We start from the raw sequence: 18,470 nt of genomic DNA, 5'->3' as shown, positions 1-18,470 counted from the left end.
ACAATCAATGGGACGCTAGAAGCGTGGTTCCACCCACATTCACTGGCCTAAGCCAATGCTCTTAAAGGAATTATCGCTTCCGAACGTTCATCCTTACTCTTACTTCTGGATGAAAGCTTTGAAGGGGTCCAAAGCCAAGGTCCCAGAGGATGTCCCACCAACTCATCCCTCTCTTAACTGCTTGCTTGGTTTGGCTGTCTTCAATGCGCCTGTGTCTTTCTGTTATATTAGTTATATCATGTTCTTCTTATCTGTGCAAGTTAATTTTAGTTTAAAGGGCACCTACTCATCTCGTTTCAATACGCCCAAATCCACCCCATCGCCTTAGAGGGATGACTGCCTGGTCACTCCATATGCAAAGGACTTACTTTAGTAACAGCATTAATTGCCTTGGCGCTTAGCTTGGCGCAAGTTTTCGCCGTTGAATTCCACTTCATGGGCAAGATAGCGGATACGCTCCATAATACGCATCGCTTTTCCAGTGTCAATGCTATCTTTAGTTTTAGCCAAATGTGTCTCTAAGATTTCCATTGAGAAATTAGATGTAAAGAAGGTAGCCAGCGACTCCTTCATACGATACTCAAGAATATTATTCAACACTTCATCGCGGACCCAAGCAGTATTGGCTTCCGCACCAATGTCATCAATCATCAATACATCTACTTTGCGAATTTCGTCAATGGTCTGCTGTACGGTTCCTGATTGAATTGCATTCTTAATCTGAGAAGTGAAGGTTGGATAATGAATCATCGTCACATGCTTTTCAAGGCGATCGACTAAATAATTGGCCAACGCCCCCAGAAGATAGGTCTTGCCTACTCCGAAGCTGCCGTGGATATAGAGAGCTTGGGTGGCGTACGGTTCTTTCTCGTAAGCATGGAGAAAATCCATCGACTGCTTTAATAAGTACTGTCGCTGAGGGGTATTGACATAGAAATCACGCAAGGTTGCCTGACGTACATCACGGGACATCATACGATTATCCAATAGACTATGGCGAACTTGCTCTGCCTTCCAACGGTAATACGTTTCGGTAGGCACATAGGTTACATCAATATAATTGCCATTAAGGATTAACTCTGGAGTGAAGCCAGGATTTTGTCCTTCTTCACCACGTTCTTTTGCTTCATGTTCGCGTTTAAACTCATTGAGCTTAGAGCGACTATTCTCAATCATTTCCTGACTCAGTTCAGCTTGATGGGCTTGGATAAAGTCATGAATCGGTGGATAATTTAGAATATCTTGCCAAGTTTGCTGTAAATTCACTGCATGGGGATTATTTCGTTCCAGTTGTTCTAATATATTACCAATCCTTTGCATCCCTATCACCTTCTCCCATTAATTCATTTAATTCTTTCAGTAATTCTTCCTCATCAATCTGCTCATAGACATTTGCTGAGTGAGAAGCTCCATTGTCGGACTGAGCTTTCTGCGCTTCCTTCATCCACTCCGGCACAACTTCTTGATAAGGTTGGCGACGGTTGGCATAGGATTGCTGGCGTCGTTCTTGTTGTTTTTGACGCTTAATTTCCTTGTCTTGAATATAAATAAGGGCTTGAGGAGCCGATTGAATATTCTGCTGCTGCCATTCATTGGCAAATCTTTGCAAGGAGTTCTTATAGACATTCGGATTCTTCTGAATGACCAGTAAGTAATAAACCAGAATATTAATGACCGCTTCGTTTAAATTCGTCCGCTCGGACAATTCCTTAATGTAATAGAGCTCATTATCCGTGGCGAAACCGTCCAGGGCCTTCTTCGTTTGCTTGAGAAAAGCATCTTTCGGTAAATGCTCCGCCAAAAGAATGAGTTGATAGGTTTCCTCCTTGAAGTTAGGATAACTATCTTTCAGTTCCTTCAGGCGTTTGACTTGGGTTTCTTTGAAATCTGTGGACTCTTCCTGCTGCGCTTCACCGGAAGCATTGACATAAGCGACACTGCTTTGCCTTTGTTGAACAATCGCTTTTAATTGCTCTATTTCCAAGCGCTTTGTTATGTGATTATAGGCTAATTTGGTCAATTGCGCCATCTGTACCTCATCCAAGCCATAAACTTGGGTTAAAGCCAGCACCTCTTCTTTCAAATGCTGGGTCAATTGAGCGTGATCTATCCCGTCGGCTATTAATAATTTCAAGTACTTACTATAATCGAAAGACAAGGTTTGTTGGGCCTCAGCTTGGTGCAAGGCCTTCTGCATCGCTTGAACTTCCTGGCGCCCCCTTGGGCTAGCGGCTTTAAATTGCTGCTGAAAACTTCGGCTAACTTTAGCTAAATTTGCCGGGTCTTCCTGTGGGAAATTGGCCTCCATTAATTCTTGAAAACGCTGGTCACCTATCTTCTCGTAAAGAGCGGTACTTAACAAAGCATCCTGAAGAAAAGCCGGGATTGTCTTCGGGGCGTAGAGCTGATAGAGATAAGTTTGTTGCTGCACCTTTTCATGCGAGGCCTCATCCCGGTAACTATCTAACAAGCCGACAGCTTCTAAAGCCTGTCGGCTCGCTTCAATCACTTGCAAATTACTATCCATCTGCTGCATTAAATCCGTATGCTGGTAACGTCTTCTTTGTGCCGGCAAATGCAAAAGTGTCAAATACAAACTAATCGCAAAACCACCAACAATTGGTTGATAGCACTGGGTTAAAGAAGCATAAGACACCGTCTGGTCATAAGGATAGGCAATCTCGAAAGGTTGCAAGGGTTGTACATTCATGAAAGCATCACTCCGATGATTGATCTTGCTGTGTGTCCATGGATTCTAATTCGCGCAAGAACATTTCTTTTGACTGAAACTCTCGGTAAACACTGGCGAAGCGAATATAGGCCACTTCATCTAATTCCATCAAAAGAGGCATAACGTATTCGCCTATATCCTTGCTTTGTACTTCATAGACATTATGCTCACGAATTTTATTCTCCACTTTACTGGCTAATTCACTCATCTGCTCATGCGTTATCGGACGCTTTTCAGCTGAGCGGATAATCCCGCGCAGTAGTTTGTCGTGTTTGAATTCTTCACGCGTTCCATCGCGCTTTATCACAAGGAGTGGGGCAACCTCTGTCCGCTCAAAGGTATTAAAGCGAAAACCGCAATTTAAGCACTCACGACGGCGACGAATACTTTGACCGCCGTCAATTGGGCGGGAATCGACAACTTTGGAATCATTTTGATGGCATTTCGGACACAGCATGCGGGTTCTTCCTTTCACTTATTTATGTTTGAATGCGTTGTATCTGTTCGTCAACTTGCTGGTAAGTCTGAGTTAGACTGCCGGAATTATCAATCACTACATCAGCATAAGTGCGTTTAACTTCGATAGATAGTTGGCTAGCCATACGGCTTCTAGCTTGTGCTTCGGTTAAGTGATTGCGCTCGATGAGTCGTTCTAACTGCATTGCTTCCGGGGTATAAACAACCCAAACCTCATCACCAGGAAAGTCTGCCTTGGTTTCATAATATAAGGGTACATCAATAAAGACAAGAGGCTCTCCAGCTGCTTCAAGTCGCGCTAAGCCACGCTGAACCTCCTCAGCAATTAAAGGATGCAAGATAGCGTTAACCTCCGCTTGAACTGCCGGATTACCAAAGAGCATTTCACCTAAGGCAGCTCGGTCTAACTGCCCATCTGCTTGCAAAATCTCTGGACCAAAGCGCTCCACCAACTGTGCTAAACCTTGATGTCCCGGCTCAACCACTACGCGTGCCAACACATCCGTATCCAAGAGCGGATAGCCTAATTGCTGAATATAAGCTGAAACAGTAGATTTCCCTGTCGCAATACTTCCTGTAATGACAACCGCATACATAGCCTAGCCTCCTTTAGCAACTATTATAACAAAACTTGACAATTCGGACAAAAATGTGTACCTCTTTGCCCTAATTTGATTTTCTCTATCGAACTGCCACAACGTGGACACGCTTCACCAGCTTTAGCGTATACTTGTAAATAATCTTGATAATGCCCTGGTTGACCAAAAGTATTCTCATAGGTACGAATCGTCGTCCCACCGGCTGCAGTAGCCTCAGCCATCACTACTATAATCGCTTGATGTAAGCTCTCTACTTCAGCCTGGGTCAGACTGTTGCTGGGTCTGGCCGGATGAACACAAGCACGAAACAGTACTTCATCCACATAAATATTGCCCAGTCCCGCAACCACTTTCTGGTCCAACAGAACCAGCTTAATTGCCTTCTGATGCTTATTGAGACCCTCAGAGAAAGTTGCCAAGTCAAAGCTTGCTTCCGTCGGTTCTGGCCCTAGCCCTTTCCGGATGAAAAAGTCATCCACTTCGCTCAAAGGAAGCAATTCCATCCGCCCAAACTTGCGCACATCTTGATAGTGCAACTGACTTCCGTCCGTGAAATAGAAACGCACATGTACATGGACTGACACCTCTTCAGGCTGATCATCTGAGCTAAAATAGCGGTATTTCCCCTCCATGCGCAAATGTGATAGCAAGGCATCTTGATCAAGCTCGAATATTAAGTATTTACCACGCCGATTCACATGATGAATCCTTTGGCCCACAAGACGCTCGGCCCATTCCTCTAGTGGCTGATCCGTATGGATAATCCGGGGCCAGGTAATGACCACCTTGGCCAAGACCTTCCCTTCAACCAACTCAGCTAAGCCTCGCCGGGCGGTTTCAACTTCTGGTAATTCTGGCATTGCCAAGCTCCTTTCGAAGAATAATTCGGCCAGTATTTGAGTAAGAAATCCAGGCTAAATATCATACCACGTATTGCCTTGATCGTACTCCACTAAAAGCGGCACATCCAGATCCGCAGCCGATTCCATCACTTTAGGTACCAACTCACTCAAGATTTCCATTTCCTCAGCTGGCCCTTCCAAGATTAACTCGTCATGCACCTGCAGCAATATGCGCGACCTTAAGTCTTGTTCGTCAAGCGCTTCCTGCAGGCGAATCATCGCTAACTTAATAATATCGGCGGCCGTTCCTTGAATCGGTGAATTCATAGCCGTCCGTTCAGCAAAAGAACGCACATTAAAGTTGCTGGCCTTAATATCTGGTAAATAACGACGTCTTTGAAATAGCGTACTCACATAGCCCTGTTCTTTGGCCAAGGCCACAATTTCTTCCATGTATTTAGCCACTCCTGGGAATTTCGCAAAGTAAGTTTCGATAAATTCCTTAGCGTCTTTGCGAGGAATATTCAAGTTTTGTGACAAGCCATAGTCACTAATACCATAGACAATTCCAAAGTTCACGGCCTTAGCTTGGCGACGCATGTCCTTGGTGACTACTTCTGCTTCTGGCAAGTTGAACACCCGCCGAGCAGTCGTCTCATGAATATCTTCCCCATCGCGGAAGGCCTGAAGCATATGCTCGTCCTGACTAATATGAGCTAGTACCCGCAATTCAATTTGCGAGTAATCCGCCCCGAAAAACTGCCAATCTGGTTCCGTTGGAATAAAAGCTTGGCGAATCTTACGGCCTTCTTCCAAGCGAGTAGGAATATTCTGCAAGTTAGGGTCAGAACTACTCAAACGCCCAGTCTGAGTTAAGGTCTGATCGAAGCGGGTATGGATGCGTCCATCGGCTTGAATATATTCCGGTAAGCTAGAAAGGTAAGTGCTTTGTAATTTAGCAACTTGGCGGTAATCCATAATCTTTGCAATAATCGGATGCGCATTGACTAATTTCTCTAATACACCCGCTGCGGTACTGTAGCCGGTCTTCGTCTTCTTAATAACCGGCAGGTCTAATTTCTCGAACAGAATCACCCCCAACTGCTTCGGTGAATTTATGTTAAAGCGCTCCCCGGCCAATTCATAGATTTCTTCTTCCATTTCAGCCAGACGCTCGAGTAGAAGTTCATTACGTTCCTGGAGAATAGCTCCATCAACTTTAATACCGATCATTTCCATTTGAGCCAATACATCACTCAATGGCAATTCAATCGAGCGATACAAATCCTCCATTTCCACAGCCTTCAAACGCTCAATTTGAGGGGCTTCCAGTAAATCCAAGGCCATGGCCTTCGTCTTCAAATGCTCGTGAAGAACCTCAGTTTCAGGCACTGCTTGCTTGGCCCCTTTACCATAAACTATGTCATCATATTGGACAAAAGCTGGTAGCGATGCATCTTTGAGCATATCAGCTAACTGGTCACTATTATGCGTATCAAGTAAGTAACTGGCAATATCCACATCGAAACTTACCCCGTTCAATTCGCCACCAAAGCGGTGTACGAGAACTTCAGCTGCTTTGCTATCTTTAGTTACTTTCGCCTTCGTCTCATCTGCCAACCATGCTCGGAAGTCGTCTTGCTGCAGCGCTCCTTCAAAGTCCGCCACATATACAACATGTGCCTGGGGATCAGTCCAAGCCAAACCAATCGGGGTGCCTTCATGATAATTCTCCAGTAAATGCTCAATAAGTAAGCTCGACTTTTCAGGCAACATTTCCGTTTCAATTATATCCACCGATTGCAATGTATACTCCGGCAAATCCGCACTCTCTTCAACTGCAGGCAAACTAAGCCCCGGTTCTTGCGTTAAATTCTCCAAGAAACTATTGAAATTCATCTCACGGTAGAAGTCTACTAAGGCTTCTACGTCCTTTTCTTCACGCTTGGTTTCCTCCAAGGAAATTTCCACCGGCGCATCTTGGCGGATTTCGGCCAGGTCGCGACTCATCAAGGCAATGTCCTTCTCATTAACAAGGTTTTCCTTCATCTTCGATGGCTTTAATTCATCAATGCGCTCATAAAGTTCTGCGACACTGTCATAACTTCGGATCAATTTGAGTGCCGTCTTCTCGCCAATTCGGGTAACCCCAGGATAGTTATCTGAAGAATCTCCCATCAAGCCCTTCATTTCAATAATTTGGCGTGGTTGAATCCCCATCGTTTCCTGAATAGATGCAGGAGTATAAGCCTCTAATTCACTAACCCCTTTACGCGTAATATAAACGGTCACATGCTCATCCGCCAATTGGGTCAAATCCTTATCTCCCGAAAGCACAATGACCTCATCTTCAGTCTCTGCTTGATGAGCTAAAGTTCCAATGATGTCATCCGCTTCATAATTTTCTAAACTGTATTGCCGAATACCATACGCATCAAGCAAGATTGGGAAATAAGGCATCTGCTCCTTAAACTCGCCAGGTGCCTTGTCGCGGCCCCCTTTATAATCCGCATATTTGTCCGTACGAAAAGTCTTAGACCCTTTATCAAACGCAACCAGAACATGCGTCGGTTCAAACTGAGCCAAGACATTATCTAACATTCGATTAAAGCTAAAAAGCGCATTGGTATGTAAACCATTCGCATTCTTAAAGCGCTCCAAATCCAAAATCGAATAAAAGGACCGGAAAGCTAAGCTACTCCCATCCACTAACAATATCGTTCGCTTTGCCATCTTTCTCTCCTTCATAGCACACGTGCTTTTGTACACTGTAAAAATCCTATACCATCATTATACCGCAAATCTAGTGAGTTTTATACCAAAGGCATATGTATACGTTATGTGTTTAAATCCTGTAAGCTTCAAATTACGCTGGTATGGACGATTGTTCACGGATAAGATCATCCAGAAAACAAACACCCCTACAAAAAGCCTAAAATCATTCGCTTTTTGTTGGAGTGTCTGCTCACTAAGACTTGTAGACAAGCCTTAAATTATAATTTAGTTGGATGCAACTGACTATATGCCTGCTCAAATTGCTTGGATAAGTGATCAATGTCCCCGGCTCCCATAAATAGAATAACCGCATCATCGTAAGCCATCAATGGAGACAAGTGATCGGCTGAGATAATATCTACTTCTGCTTCAATTAAAGCAGCCAAATCATCAATCGTCACAGTCCCTTGAGATTCGCGAGCCGAATTAAAGATGTCCACCAAGTAAACATCGTCCGCTTGATTGAGCGATTCCGCAAATTCGTGCAATAAGGCAACCGTCCTTGAGAAGGTATGCGGTTGGAAAATCGCTACAATTTGGCGGTCCGGATATTTCTGCTTAGCTGCATCAATGGTGGCGCGAATTTCCGAGGGATGATGGGCATAGTCATCAATCAACGTTAAGCCATGAACTTCACGTGTCGCGAAACGGCGCTTCACCCCTTGGAAGGTTGCCACATACTCAGCAATCATATTCGCCTCAAAGCCTTCAAGATTCAAGACGCCAATAACGGCCAAGGCGTTCAGGATATTATGCTCCCCATAAGCTGGCAAGTGGAAATGGCCAAAGGTTTGCCCGTCAATCACCACGTCGAAATTTGACCCATCAGTCGTCCGCTGGATATTAGTCGCATAAATATCAAAAGCTTCGTTAAAACCGTAATAATAAGTGGGCACATCTATATTTAATGTGCGCAAATACTCATCTTCACCGCAAGCTACAATGCCCTTACTTGCTTGACTTGCAAAGGTCTCAATCGCAACAAAGACATCCTCAATGGAACGATAATAATCCGGATGATCAAAATCCACATTCGTGATAATCGCATAGTCCGGTTGGTAGGCTAAGAAATGACGTCGATATTCACACGCCTCCAAAGCGAAATAAGACGCTGTTTCATCACCAAAGCCAGTTCCATCCCCAATAAGATAACTCGTCGGTGCCAAATGGCTTAAGACATGTGACAATAAGCCAGTGGTTGAGGTTTTGCCGTGTGAGCCGGTGACGGCAATACTAGTATAGTTCTCAATCAATTTACCGAGAAAATCATGGTAGCGGTACAATGGTAAATCTAAATCTTGGGCACGTTGCACTTCTGGATGATCATCACCAAAAGCATTTCCTACAATGACAGTGAGGCCTTCTTTGATATTGGCTGCATCGAATTCGAACATCGGCACCTGCTGGTTCTCTAATTCTTGCTGGGTAAAGAAGTATTTGCCAACGTCACTTCCTTGGACTTGATAGCCTTCTCCATGCAGAATGAGCGCCAGGGCACTCATCCCTGAGCCTTTGATTCCGATGAAATGATAAATTGTATCACGATTCATCTTACAGTCTCCCCCTATTTATCAAAAAGTATAAAATCGTCTTTATATTTTACCATACGTTTGGCCAAGATGCGTAGTGAATGCTTCAGAATTTGTGGCGTGTCTCCTTCCGACACTTTCTGTGGCTCGCTTTTTGCCTCTTCTTTGAGTAGTTCCGGATGTTTATAGCCGGATTGGCCTTGCATGCTAGTAGACTCACTCTGGTACTTGCTAAGGCCTTTAGCATTATCGCCTTGGCTGTGAGAACGCTGCTCTGACGTAGATTCCACTAACTCAGCCTTTACTTGCTTCTCTTGCTTGAGAAAAGGCACTTCATAGCGTGTCGGTGGCGTTTGTTGCGACATCCGCAAATCAGACCGAGATGTCTGACGACTCATTCGCTCCAAATTCGTTTTGGGCTTTTTATCTTTTCGGAAGGCAGGTTGATAGCTATCAGTCGGTTCAAAATGCTTCCGTCTTGCCTTGCGATTAAAGGCAGGTCCATCGTAGCGACTCATAACTTCCTCCTTTACTCCCAAGCTTCAATTTAACCGCGATAGAAAGATACAACTTCTTCTAAAGGTGTACCTGGCTCAAACTCGTCTTCAAGTTCCCAAATACCTGGCATGTCATCAATATCACTCAAGCCTAATTCACTTGTCGAACAAATCATGCCGTTACTTGCTTCACCGCGCAATTCGCCTGGCCAAATAATCGCTCCATTGGGCATGACCGCTCCAGGTTTAGCCACAATCACATACTGATCTTCGTCAATATTACTTGCACCACAGACAATCTGGACTACCTCATCGCCGATATCTGTTTGCGTAATGGACAAGTGGTCACTATCTTCATGCGCTTCGACTTCTTCAACGTAACCTACTACAAATTTAGGCGTATTATCTACATCAATTGTCAAATCAAAGCCAACCGCTTGAATTTGTTCATTAACCCATTCAAGGTCCGCTTCCGTCAAAGTGATATTACCGTTATTAGCCGGCTTGATAGCATCTTTCATGTTAAATATATTGGCTGAGACGACCTCACTTGAGCGGCGGTCTTTAATGAGGGTTACATTCCCCTGGCTTTCTGTTTCGATAAAGTCATCCGGTACGCCACCTCCGCGCGTTAACAATAATACATCTCCAACATTCTCATTATAAAAAGCTAACCACATAATTGTCCCTCTTTCTATCCTTTAATTTCTTGAATAATTTCTGGTTGCAAGTTCTCGAAAACTTGCAACACAATATCTCGTGCAGCTTCATAATCTCTCAAGCGCATGAGCGATTGGTGACCATGAATATAGCGGGCAGGCAAACCAATAACCGCACTAGGCACGCCATCATTCATCACATGCGCTGCTCCCGCATCTGTCCCGCCTTGTGAGAAGTAATACTGGTAAGGAATACCGGCGTTCTCTGCCTGTGCTTGAATATAATGCCATAAAGGCGGATGACTAATATGGCCCGGGTCTTGCACCCTAAGTAAGAAGCCTTGACCCAATTGCCCTTGAGCTGTCTTATCACCTTCACCGTCCCCGGCAGGCGAAGCGTCAACTGCAAAGAAAATATCTGGCGCGTAGCGATGCACCGCTCCTTTAACCCCGCGCAAACCAACCTCTTCCTGCACTGTTGCTCCAGCAACTAGGTGGAAAGGCAAGTCCACATCTTTCAAAGCCTCAAGCACATCCAAGACCAGGGCACAACCATAGCGATTATCGATGGCTTTGCTAATCAATGACTTCCCATTCGCTGAGACGACAGTTGAAGCTTCCGGCACAATCGGATCCCCGGGCCGAACTCCATAGCCTTCCGCTTCTTCCTTGGATTCAAAACCAGCGTCAAAGTAAATATCTTTGACTTGAATCGGTTTAGAAGCGTTTTGCTTCATTAGATGCGGGGGAACAGCACTCGATATCACTGGAATATCCCCTTGCTGAGTCTGTAAGGTAAAGCGTTGCGCAGGCACCGCATACACATTCCAGCCACCAATGGGAACAGCCCGAAAGGTACCATTGTCCTCAATCCGAGACAACATAAAACCTACTTCATCCATATGGCCCGCTAACATCACCGTTGGCGCATCAGCCTGTTTGGCCCGCTTTATGCCGAAAAGATTCCCCAAACCAGACACTTCGCATTCATCAACGTAAGCTGACATTGCTTCCTGCATATACTGACGAACTGAACTCTCATGACCGGAAATACTCTGCAACTCGGTCAGAGCCATCAAATGCTTAAAGGTCGATTCATTCAATTGTTCCAATCCGCTCACCTATCTTTCTACTGACAACTAATCTGTATTATTATATAATACATTCCCGCGAGATGCTACCACCTTCCTAAAGGTTGACATTATGCTATTTCATAAACATTAATTCGTGATAAAAATCACAACATTCAACAAATAAATCCTTCAAGCCTACAGCCGTATTCTCGCAAAAAAGAAGATACTGTATGCGTTTTTCTAAAACTCTCACAGTCTTTAAGTTTACGACATCCATTACCCGATAAATATAACGGCCTTTTTTCAACGACGTTATATTTAGCCGAGGCACTAGCTACCGCAACGTCTTTGGCATTTACCAAGCGATGTCCTTTGAAATGGTCATTCAAGAAAGCCTACTTTGAACAAGCGCGTTGGATTCGTCAGACTTTACTTCCTAATCCGCGCCAACTCTCTTAAGTTTTCTGAGATGCTTTTATTGCATGGCTTAAATTGCTTCAAGACAATATACTGAATCAGCATCAGTATAACTTAAAACTTTCCCTATTTCATGTTACAATAATCTATATCAATAAAGGAGCGATACACATGTCCAAATCAAATCAAAGCGATAAAATGTACGGTGGCATCGTACTTGTGGCAGGAATGCTTGTCGGAGCTGCTTCCGCCCTACTCTACTTGAAAGAACGTCCGAAATCAGCCAGTGAAGTATTAAACCGTACTAAAGAGAAATTTGGCAAGAGAGGTGACATTGAAGGTTCATGGATTGACTATGATCCGATTGAATATGAACTGTTTGAAGCGAAGCCACTTGTATATGTTGGCGGCTTAACGGTAAACGAAGGTAATCAACTTGTCCAATATCAATTTGCTTGCGACATTTATACTGGGGACATCGTCGATCAATTCATGGTCAAATCCCAACCAATTTAATAAACCGATAAGTGTTGACCCGGTTGCGTATCGTGGTACAATAACATTTATCGTGTTGAAGAAAAGAAGGAGGGTGAGCGGATGATCTATCAAGACGATGATTGGGAATTACTTCCCCTCGAAGATAGTGAAACCGGCGAAGCCTTTATGGGGATTCGTCAAGACGAGAAGGTCTTTCTCAAACGCAATACCTCTCCTTTTACAACTGCCCTTTCTGCTAAAGGTTTTACACCTAAATTGATGTGGACGCAAAGAACTTATTCTGGGGACACCCTAACCGCTCAAGAATGGAAAGACGGCCGTTTATTAACGAATGAAGAGATGGATCGTTCGGATGTTATCGATACCATTCGCCGTTACCACCATAGTGAAGACTTGCTCGCCATGCTGAAACGAGTCGGCGGGGAGATTTACCGTCCCGTTAACTTTATTGAATATTATTACAAAGACTTGCCGTCACAACTTCAAGCACACCGTTTATTCAATGAAGTCATTACGTTTCTAGAAGATAGCGTAGAGGAGAGTTTCTACCACGCTAGACTTGTAGTCTGCCATGGCGATTTGCATCATAATAATTTCCTTTGGGATGAAGAGAATCAACATCTATACTTAGTAGACTGGGAGAATGTCCATATTTCTGATCCGCTCAGTGATATTACCAATTTATTGGTCCGCTATATCCGCCCGAGTGATTGGACTCGCTGGCTCGAAGAATACGGCTATGATTTCGACGAAGAAGCATTCTACGAACGGGTACGTTGGTACAGTTTAATCAATATTCTTTATTTCGTTAAGCAATATCACGGTGAATCCCGCCATTACAAGATGAACGAAATGATCTTGCTACTGAAGCAAATTTATGAAAATTAAGAAACGACTGTTACATAAGTGCAAACCGCGTATTTATGTAGCAGTCGCTTTTCTTGGACACCAACCTAATACCACTGCCTCAGTGAGGGAGTGAGTATCAGACACACATACATTATCAAAAGGAGTGAATCTATGCGTTTAAGAAATATTCCAGGAGCACAGGAGAAATTAGCAGCGTATCCGCAATATGTTGTAGATGCAGCACAAGCACAAGCTGGTAAGTGGCAGGAGCGCTTTCCTAAGGCACAAGCTTTACATTTAGAAATCGGCTCAGGTAAAGGGCGCTTTATTACCGAGATGGCCAAAGCCCATCCAGACATTAATTACATCGCCATGGAAGTACAAACGAGCGTTGCCCTGCGCATTCTCGAACGTCAATTGGAAGCAGACTTACCTAATTTACAAATACTACATGGGAACGGGGCGAGCGTTGAAGCGCTCTTCGCCGAGGATAAAATTGACCGAATATACTTGAACTTCAGCGATCCTTGGCCCAAGGCGCGTCACACTAAACGTCGCTTGACTTCTCCGACCTTTCTCGAAAGTTACGAGAAAATCTTAAAAGACACTGGTGAAATTCATTTCAAAACCGATAACCAAGGGCTTTTTGAGTATTCCCTGCATAGCTTGTCCACCTACGGGATGAGCTTTGCGAATGTTTCTTTAGATTTACACAATTCAGCTTTTGAAGGCAATATTATGACTGAATACGAAGAGAAGTTCTCTCAGAAAGGTCACCGGATTTATCGCCTGGAAGCTCGTTTCAAATAAGAATAGGTCGCAGCGATTAAATTTAGCTGCGACCTATTTGGGTATTATTAGAGTGCTTTAAAGGCTTGAAGACGCTCGTTGAAGGCGTTTAAGGTAGCTTGAATATAATCGGTTTGGGTCATATCAAGGCCAGCTTCTTGCATTATTGCAATCGGATAGTCTTTGCTACCAGATTTCAAGAAGTTCACATAGCTTTCCAACATGCCTGCTTCACCCTTTAAGATACCTTGGGCGAAATAAGTGGCCGCGGAGAAGCCTGTAGCGTATTGGTAAACATAGTAGTTATAGTAGAAATGTGGAATACGCGCCCATTCTAAGGCGATTTGTGAGTCTGAATTAACCGATGAGCCGTAATACTTCGCATTGAGTTCTTGATAATGCTTGCTGAGAAATTGGGCAGTTAAAGGCTCGCCTGCAGCTTCTTGGGTATACATAAAGTGCTCGAATTCCGCAAATTGCGTTTGGCGAAAGACCGTACCCTTCACCCCATCAAGGAAATGGTTTAAGACATAGGCTTGGGTTTCCTTATCCTGGTAAGTATCCAATAAGTATTGCGTCAATAAATTCTCATTCGTCGTTGAAGCAATCTCAGCTAAGAAAATTGGATAATTTGAATAAACATAAGCTTGATGAGTATTGGATAATTCACTATGAACACTGTGTCCCAGTTCATGCACCAAGGTATAAAGCGAATTCAAACCGTCCTGCCAATTCATTAGAATATACGGCTTCGTATCATAACTACCGGATGAATAAGCTCCACTTCTTTTGCCTTTATTCTCATAGACATCAATCCATTTCTCGTCAAAAGCACGGGTTAAGATTGCTGTATAATCTGAACCGAGCGGTGCTAAGGCTTTTAAGACCACATCCTTAGCTTCATCATAAGTAAAGCTGATTGGTGGATCACCAAGAAGAGGGGTGTACATATCATACATCTCTAACGTATCTAAACCTAACATATCCTTGCGCAAGGCAACATATTCGTGCAAGAGAGGCAAGGCTTCGTTGACTGTATCTACCAATGTATCGTACACATCTTCCGAAATATTATGACTATCGAGGGCAGCTTGACGAGCCGAGTCATAATGACGCGCTTTAGCCCGGAAATTACCCGACTTCATCTGCGTGCTTACAAGGGACGCAAAGGTATTCTTAAACTGCTCATATTGGGCATACAGCCCTTCGAACGCATCTCGGCGCACCCGACGATCGGTACTTTCCATATACTTGCTATAGCTGCCATGGGTTAAAGGCACTTCTTGCCCTGCTTCATCCTTAATCGTCCCAAAAGACAAATCAGCATTATTTAACAAGCTGAACGTATCAGAATGGGCACTCAATACCTCTCGAGCTTGTGCCAATAATTTCTCTTGAGCTGGACTTAGCACATGCTTACGCTGGCGAGTCGCATCCTCCAAATAATGACGATAAAACTGCAGCCGTTCACTGCGTCGGATAAAGTCCTCCAACTCTTCCGGATCAATTGCTAAAAGCTCTGGCTGGAAGAAAGACGTTGCGGCCGCATACTCAGAAAGCAATTGACTCGCTTGAGCTTCATAGCGTTGATAGGTATCATTGCCTTGATCCTGGTCACGCTTCAAACTCGTATAGACATATAAGGTATGGAGTTGCCTTGAGTAGTTCTCCAAGGTATCGATTGCATCTGCCAGAACTTCAGGGCTTTCAGATAATCTCCCTTTAAAAGCCGTTACCTCTGGAAGTTGCTCCTTCAAAGATTCTAGTGACAGTTCAAAAGTCTCATCACTTTCAAAAACCGAAGACAAATCCCATTGATAAGCCGGATCCATCGCTTCTCTTTGCTTTATTTCAACCATAAAATCTTCCTCTCTAAAGTCTTACTCCAATTTTAGCATATTCTCTACCTCTCGTCAGGAACATACACCCAAGCATCACTAGCGTCCTCTGTTGACTTGTTTTGCAGAACTTTTTTGCGCTTTAAGCTTTCAAAAAGATACTCGCAGCAAAGTTTCTTAGTAATCGTATTCTTAACGAAAGGCAAGACCTCTAAATTATGAGGGGACTTATGAATGTAGGTTTCGAAAGCGTATGTAAATCTCTGGTAATTCCAAATGCCACCTTCCTCTTTCAGCTGTTGACACAGCCAAGCATATACATGCCACATAGGTTGACCAAGAAGCAAGGATCTCTCCCGACTCGTTAAACAAGCTTCTGGCAGATCAACAAGCTTAAATCCGGACGCATACAATTGGCTAAGCGCTTCGTAATTACTGCCTGTTCGTCGAATCGATTCACGCACTTTCGGTCCATCAAGTTCTGACAAAGTCGGCTGATGTTTGACCAGCAAGAATTGATCACCCTGCACCGGTTTGCGCTCCATGATTGAGGCGATTGGCCGATGAATCTCGCTGTAAGTAAGATTTTCTTCTTCATAAATAGCTGGCAGAAAGCACTCTATTTCGAGGCGTTCGGCTTCAACATTGATAAATTGTCGGTGCAAGCCAAAAGACTCAGAATACTGCAACATACGCGTATACCAAGCACTATTAAAATTAATCTTGCTAGAACGAGTCATTAGCCAAATAACCCTTAATCCCAATCCTTGATAATTCGCTGTGCGTACATGCAAGCTATAAATATCGATTGGACTAACTTGAATTTCAATCACAGTCGGCTTAGTTCCAGACACATATATATCGGCAGTCCGTTCAATTTCAGGCAAATAATACTCCTCTTCCACACCAGCATAACTTTCCTTCAAAGCCTCGACTACGAGCCGCTTAGCCTTGCGATGAAGTTCACCCTCACCTGGACGTTTAGCGTTATCAACTTGCTTACCACAAGCAGACTTATGTGCGAAAAACCATTTCCCTTGTGAGCTTTTCTTAAGAATCACTTCATCAAAGCAATCAGGACATATACATCTTTCCTTCGGTCGCGAAGCTGATTGAGAGGCATAAATCATTTCCCCATTTTCTGTTAATGCTGCATACATAAAAAACCTCCTTCTAGTATATATATACGCTAAAAGGAGGGTAGTTACATGTATTAAAATTTATTTCCAAAGAAATTCATCGCATCATCCGCCTGCAACAACTGAGCATGCTCCTGCAAAAAGTTGACAGAAAACGAATCTTTCTCGCCATATTCTAAAATAGACATAATATTATTGTAGTCACTTTCTGACAACTCACTGCCTTTTTCAGGTAGATGCAACACCAAGTAATATGCTTTATCTAAGTGATATAAGTCATTTAAAAGCCCTGTAAGATTAATTTCTCGAGCAGCCCCTAAGAAATCTTCCAGTGATTTAAAACTGATAACATAATCACCCACAGGGGTTTCTAATGCATCATCGATAAAATCTCTAATCTTTTGCCCGCTCGGTGAACCACCTAGCCCTGCATTGTTATATCTTTCAGATGAATATAGGTTAGCCTCTCCTGCTAAGAAACGCTCAGCCAATCCATCGTCCCAGTGATCCATGAACTCATCTGGTGTTGCTCGGCTGATATAAAGTTCTAAACCATCTCGATTGGGCATCACCTGAAACGTAACCGTCTCAGACTCTCTAAAGTGATGGTCCACATCAACTTCTTCAAGAATCGAATAAAAGAACCGCTCAACGCTCTGCTGATCACCAATCAAATCAAGGAAATTAATTCCCCGCTTTTCAAGATCTTCAGCATCAATGAGAACTTTGATGAGGTTTTCATTTATATGTTCCATTTCCATGATAGATCACCTCCTACTTCCTAAATATAATAGTAACATATCTAAACGGAACAGGAAACACAAAAGGCTGTTTAAGTTAAAAGTTTGTGCGATGCCAGGCAACATCCATCGAAATATATCTCAATGTGGACGTATCATATCAAATTGCACCCATTTCATCAAGAACTTGTAATATTTTCAAGTTCTTGGCTAAGGTGCTAGTCGCTATCGTTTAGTTTCTACAATGATGAAGCACTGAGTTATCCTGACGAAAGTTTAACAAGGTTGAAAAGATACTCCAAGCAAACCTCAACATGTAAAGCATAACATATCACTAAGTCTGGAGGTTAATTCAAGTACGATGCTTATCTCTTAAGCTTGTACCAAAAAAGCCAACCCGAACAAGGCTGGCTCTTTGACACCTAACTGTCTTATTCATTAACTAAAGCACGTGCTTTTTCTAATTCACGAGCGCGTACATCTCTTGGTAAGAAACGACGAATTTCATCTTCGTTATAACCGATTTGTAAGCGTTTATCGTCAATCAAGATAGGTCTACGTAATAGACCTGGTTGTTCTTTGACCAAAGTAAAGAAATCATTCAGTGGTAATTCACTTAACTCAACATTTAGCTGAGAATACGCTTTGGAACGAGTTGAAACAATATCTTCTGTTCCGTTTTCAGTCATGCGTAAAATATCTTTTACTTCATCTTCTGTTAATGGATCCGTAAAAATATTACGTTCTTCGTAAGGAATGTCATGTTCTTCCAACCATGCACGAGCTTTACGACAGGATGTACAGCTTGGGGTAATATATAATGTTACCATAAAGGATCAATCCTTCCTTAAATTAAACGAGATAATACTGATTCTATTCTGCGTGTTGTCATATCTTCTAAAGCGTGCGATGGAAAGATGAATTGTAACACACAACATAACATCTTACAAATAAAATTATAACATGATGAGACTTTTTAAGCAATATGTTCTACAAAATATTCATACATTTTTACAAT

The 18,470-nt window shown here is 43.2% G+C and carries 17 protein-coding genes and 1 other annotated feature; of the genes, 3 read left to right on the top strand and 14 right to left on the bottom strand.

The annotated features are described in order from the left end of the window. Nucleotides 1-5: 5 nt before the first annotated feature. Nucleotides 6-213 (bottom strand) — a binding site (T-box leader). Nucleotides 214-381: 168 nt separating this feature from the next. The 10 genes from dnaI to CL176_RS03200 all read right to left on the bottom strand — a co-directional run bounded on the left by dnaI (nt 382) and on the right by CL176_RS03200 (nt 11,212). Next, nucleotides 382-1,320 (bottom strand): primosomal protein DnaI, encoded by a 939-nt coding sequence (gene dnaI, locus CL176_RS03245; RefSeq protein ID WP_118990038.1) that lies wholly within the window; start codon nt 1,318-1,320, stop codon nt 382-384. After that, on the bottom strand, nt 1,304-2,710 hold the full coding sequence (locus tag CL176_RS03240) for a DnaD domain protein (RefSeq protein WP_118990037.1): 1,407 nt from the start codon (nt 2,708-2,710) through the stop codon (nt 1,304-1,306). The genes dnaI and CL176_RS03240 overlap by 17 nt, the downstream gene beginning before the upstream one ends. Before the next feature lie 7 nt (nt 2,711-2,717). Further along, on the bottom strand, nt 2,718-3,188 hold the full coding sequence (gene nrdR, locus CL176_RS03235; protein WP_118990036.1) for a transcriptional regulator NrdR: 471 nt from the start codon (nt 3,186-3,188) through the stop codon (nt 2,718-2,720). Between the two features lie 22 nt (nt 3,189-3,210). Next, entirely contained in the window at nt 3,211-3,804 is a 594-nt protein-coding gene (gene coaE / locus CL176_RS03230; protein ID WP_118990035.1) for a dephospho-CoA kinase, read from the bottom strand. A 23-nt stretch (nt 3,805-3,827) separates the two neighbouring features. Beyond that, on the bottom strand, nt 3,828-4,667 hold the full coding sequence (mutM, locus tag CL176_RS03225) for a DNA-formamidopyrimidine glycosylase (RefSeq protein WP_118990034.1): 840 nt from the start codon (nt 4,665-4,667) through the stop codon (nt 3,828-3,830). Between the two features lie 54 nt (nt 4,668-4,721). Further along, the gene (polA, locus tag CL176_RS03220) at nt 4,722-7,382 is read right to left on the bottom strand and encodes a DNA polymerase I (protein WP_118990033.1); all 2,661 of its coding nucleotides are present in this window, start codon (nt 7,380-7,382) and stop codon (nt 4,722-4,724) included. A gap of 260 nt (nt 7,383-7,642) precedes the next feature. Further along, nucleotides 7,643-8,974 (bottom strand): UDP-N-acetylmuramate--L-alanine ligase, encoded by a 1,332-nt coding sequence (murC, locus tag CL176_RS03215; RefSeq protein ID WP_118990032.1) that lies wholly within the window; start codon nt 8,972-8,974, stop codon nt 7,643-7,645. A 14-nt stretch (nt 8,975-8,988) separates the two neighbouring features. Next, on the bottom strand, nt 8,989-9,471 hold the full coding sequence (locus CL176_RS03210) for a hypothetical protein (protein ID WP_118990031.1): 483 nt from the start codon (nt 9,469-9,471) through the stop codon (nt 8,989-8,991). A 29-nt stretch (nt 9,472-9,500) separates the two neighbouring features. Beyond that, complete coding sequence (ytpR, locus tag CL176_RS03205; RefSeq protein ID WP_240430573.1) at nt 9,501-10,130, bottom strand: YtpR family tRNA-binding protein; 630 nt, start codon at nt 10,128-10,130, stop codon at nt 9,501-9,503. A 14-nt stretch (nt 10,131-10,144) separates the two neighbouring features. After that, nucleotides 10,145-11,212, bottom strand: coding sequence for a zinc-binding metallopeptidase family protein (locus CL176_RS03200; RefSeq protein WP_118991555.1), 1,068 nt, complete (start codon nt 11,210-11,212; stop codon nt 10,145-10,147). A 558-nt stretch (nt 11,213-11,770) separates the two neighbouring features. Here CL176_RS03200 and CL176_RS03195 point away from each other — a divergent pair. The 3 genes from CL176_RS03195 to trmB all read left to right on the top strand — a co-directional run bounded on the left by CL176_RS03195 (nt 11,771) and on the right by trmB (nt 13,756). Then, entirely contained in the window at nt 11,771-12,115 is a 345-nt protein-coding gene (locus CL176_RS03195; RefSeq protein WP_118990029.1) for a hypothetical protein, read from the top strand. Between the two features lie 81 nt (nt 12,116-12,196). Next, complete coding sequence (locus CL176_RS03190) at nt 12,197-12,985, top strand: phosphotransferase family protein (RefSeq protein WP_118990028.1); 789 nt, start codon at nt 12,197-12,199, stop codon at nt 12,983-12,985. 132 nt (nt 12,986-13,117) lie between these two features. Continuing rightward, nucleotides 13,118-13,756 carry a tRNA (guanosine(46)-N7)-methyltransferase TrmB gene (trmB, locus tag CL176_RS03185; RefSeq protein ID WP_118990027.1) on the top strand — a complete coding sequence of 213 codons (639 nt, stop codon included), beginning with the start codon at nt 13,118-13,120 and terminating at the stop codon, nt 13,754-13,756. 47 nt (nt 13,757-13,803) lie between these two features. Here trmB and pepF read toward each other — a convergent pair whose 3' ends face one another. The 4 genes from pepF to spxA form a co-directional block, all read right to left on the bottom strand. After that, a complete protein-coding gene (gene pepF, locus CL176_RS03180; protein WP_118990026.1) occupies nt 13,804-15,594 on the bottom strand; it encodes an oligoendopeptidase F in 1,791 nt (596 codons plus the stop codon). Between the two features lie 44 nt (nt 15,595-15,638). Beyond that, nucleotides 15,639-16,733, bottom strand: a complete 1,095-nt coding sequence (locus CL176_RS03175; protein WP_118990025.1) for a competence protein CoiA — start codon at nt 16,731-16,733, stop codon at nt 15,639-15,641. A 53-nt stretch (nt 16,734-16,786) separates the two neighbouring features. Further along, nucleotides 16,787-17,473 (bottom strand): adaptor protein MecA, encoded by a 687-nt coding sequence (locus CL176_RS03170; RefSeq protein WP_118990024.1) that lies wholly within the window; start codon nt 17,471-17,473, stop codon nt 16,787-16,789. A 410-nt stretch (nt 17,474-17,883) separates the two neighbouring features. After that, entirely contained in the window at nt 17,884-18,282 is a 399-nt protein-coding gene (gene spxA, locus CL176_RS03165; RefSeq protein ID WP_118990023.1) for a transcriptional regulator SpxA, read from the bottom strand. Nucleotides 18,283-18,470 lie beyond the last annotated feature (188 nt).

The sequence above is a fragment of the Suicoccus acidiformans genome, from assembly GCF_003546865.1.
In the GTDB taxonomy this organism is placed as follows: domain Bacteria; phylum Bacillota; class Bacilli; order Lactobacillales; family Aerococcaceae; genus Suicoccus; species Suicoccus acidiformans.
Note: the sequence above shows the minus strand (reverse complement) of the source record. Positions and strands in the feature narration are given on the sequence as shown.

Coding starts and splice junctions, on each gene's coding strand:
- dnaI (WP_118990038.1), bottom strand. CDS start 1,320: ATGCAAAGGATTGGTAATATATTAGAACAACTGGAACGAAATAATCCC.
- CL176_RS03240 (WP_118990037.1), bottom strand. CDS start 2,710: ATGAATGTACAACCCTTGCAACCTTTCGAGATTGCCTATCCTTATGAC.
- nrdR (WP_118990036.1), bottom strand. CDS start 3,188: ATGCTGTGTCCGAAATGCCATCAAAATGATTCCAAAGTTGTCGATTCC.
- coaE (WP_118990035.1), bottom strand. CDS start 3,804: ATGTATGCGGTTGTCATTACAGGAAGTATTGCGACAGGGAAATCTACT.
- mutM (WP_118990034.1), bottom strand. CDS start 4,667: ATGCCAGAATTACCAGAAGTTGAAACCGCCCGGCGAGGCTTAGCTGAG.
- polA (WP_118990033.1), bottom strand. CDS start 7,382: ATGGCAAAGCGAACGATATTGTTAGTGGATGGGAGTAGCTTAGCTTTC.
- murC (WP_118990032.1), bottom strand. CDS start 8,974: ATGAATCGTGATACAATTTATCATTTCATCGGAATCAAAGGCTCAGGG.
- CL176_RS03210 (WP_118990031.1), bottom strand. CDS start 9,471: ATGAGTCGCTACGATGGACCTGCCTTTAATCGCAAGGCAAGACGGAAG.
- ytpR (WP_240430573.1), bottom strand. CDS start 10,130: ATGTGGTTAGCTTTTTATAATGAGAATGTTGGAGATGTATTATTGTTA.
- CL176_RS03195 (WP_118990029.1), top strand. CDS start 11,771: ATGTCCAAATCAAATCAAAGCGATAAAATGTACGGTGGCATCGTACTT.
- CL176_RS03190 (WP_118990028.1), top strand. CDS start 12,197: ATGATCTATCAAGACGATGATTGGGAATTACTTCCCCTCGAAGATAGT.
- trmB (WP_118990027.1), top strand. CDS start 13,118: ATGCGTTTAAGAAATATTCCAGGAGCACAGGAGAAATTAGCAGCGTAT.
- pepF (WP_118990026.1), bottom strand. CDS start 15,594: ATGGTTGAAATAAAGCAAAGAGAAGCGATGGATCCGGCTTATCAATGG.
- CL176_RS03175 (WP_118990025.1), bottom strand. CDS start 16,733: ATGTATGCAGCATTAACAGAAAATGGGGAAATGATTTATGCCTCTCAA.
- CL176_RS03170 (WP_118990024.1), bottom strand. CDS start 17,473: ATGGAAATGGAACATATAAATGAAAACCTCATCAAAGTTCTCATTGAT.
- spxA (WP_118990023.1), bottom strand. CDS start 18,282: ATGGTAACATTATATATTACCCCAAGCTGTACATCCTGTCGTAAAGCT.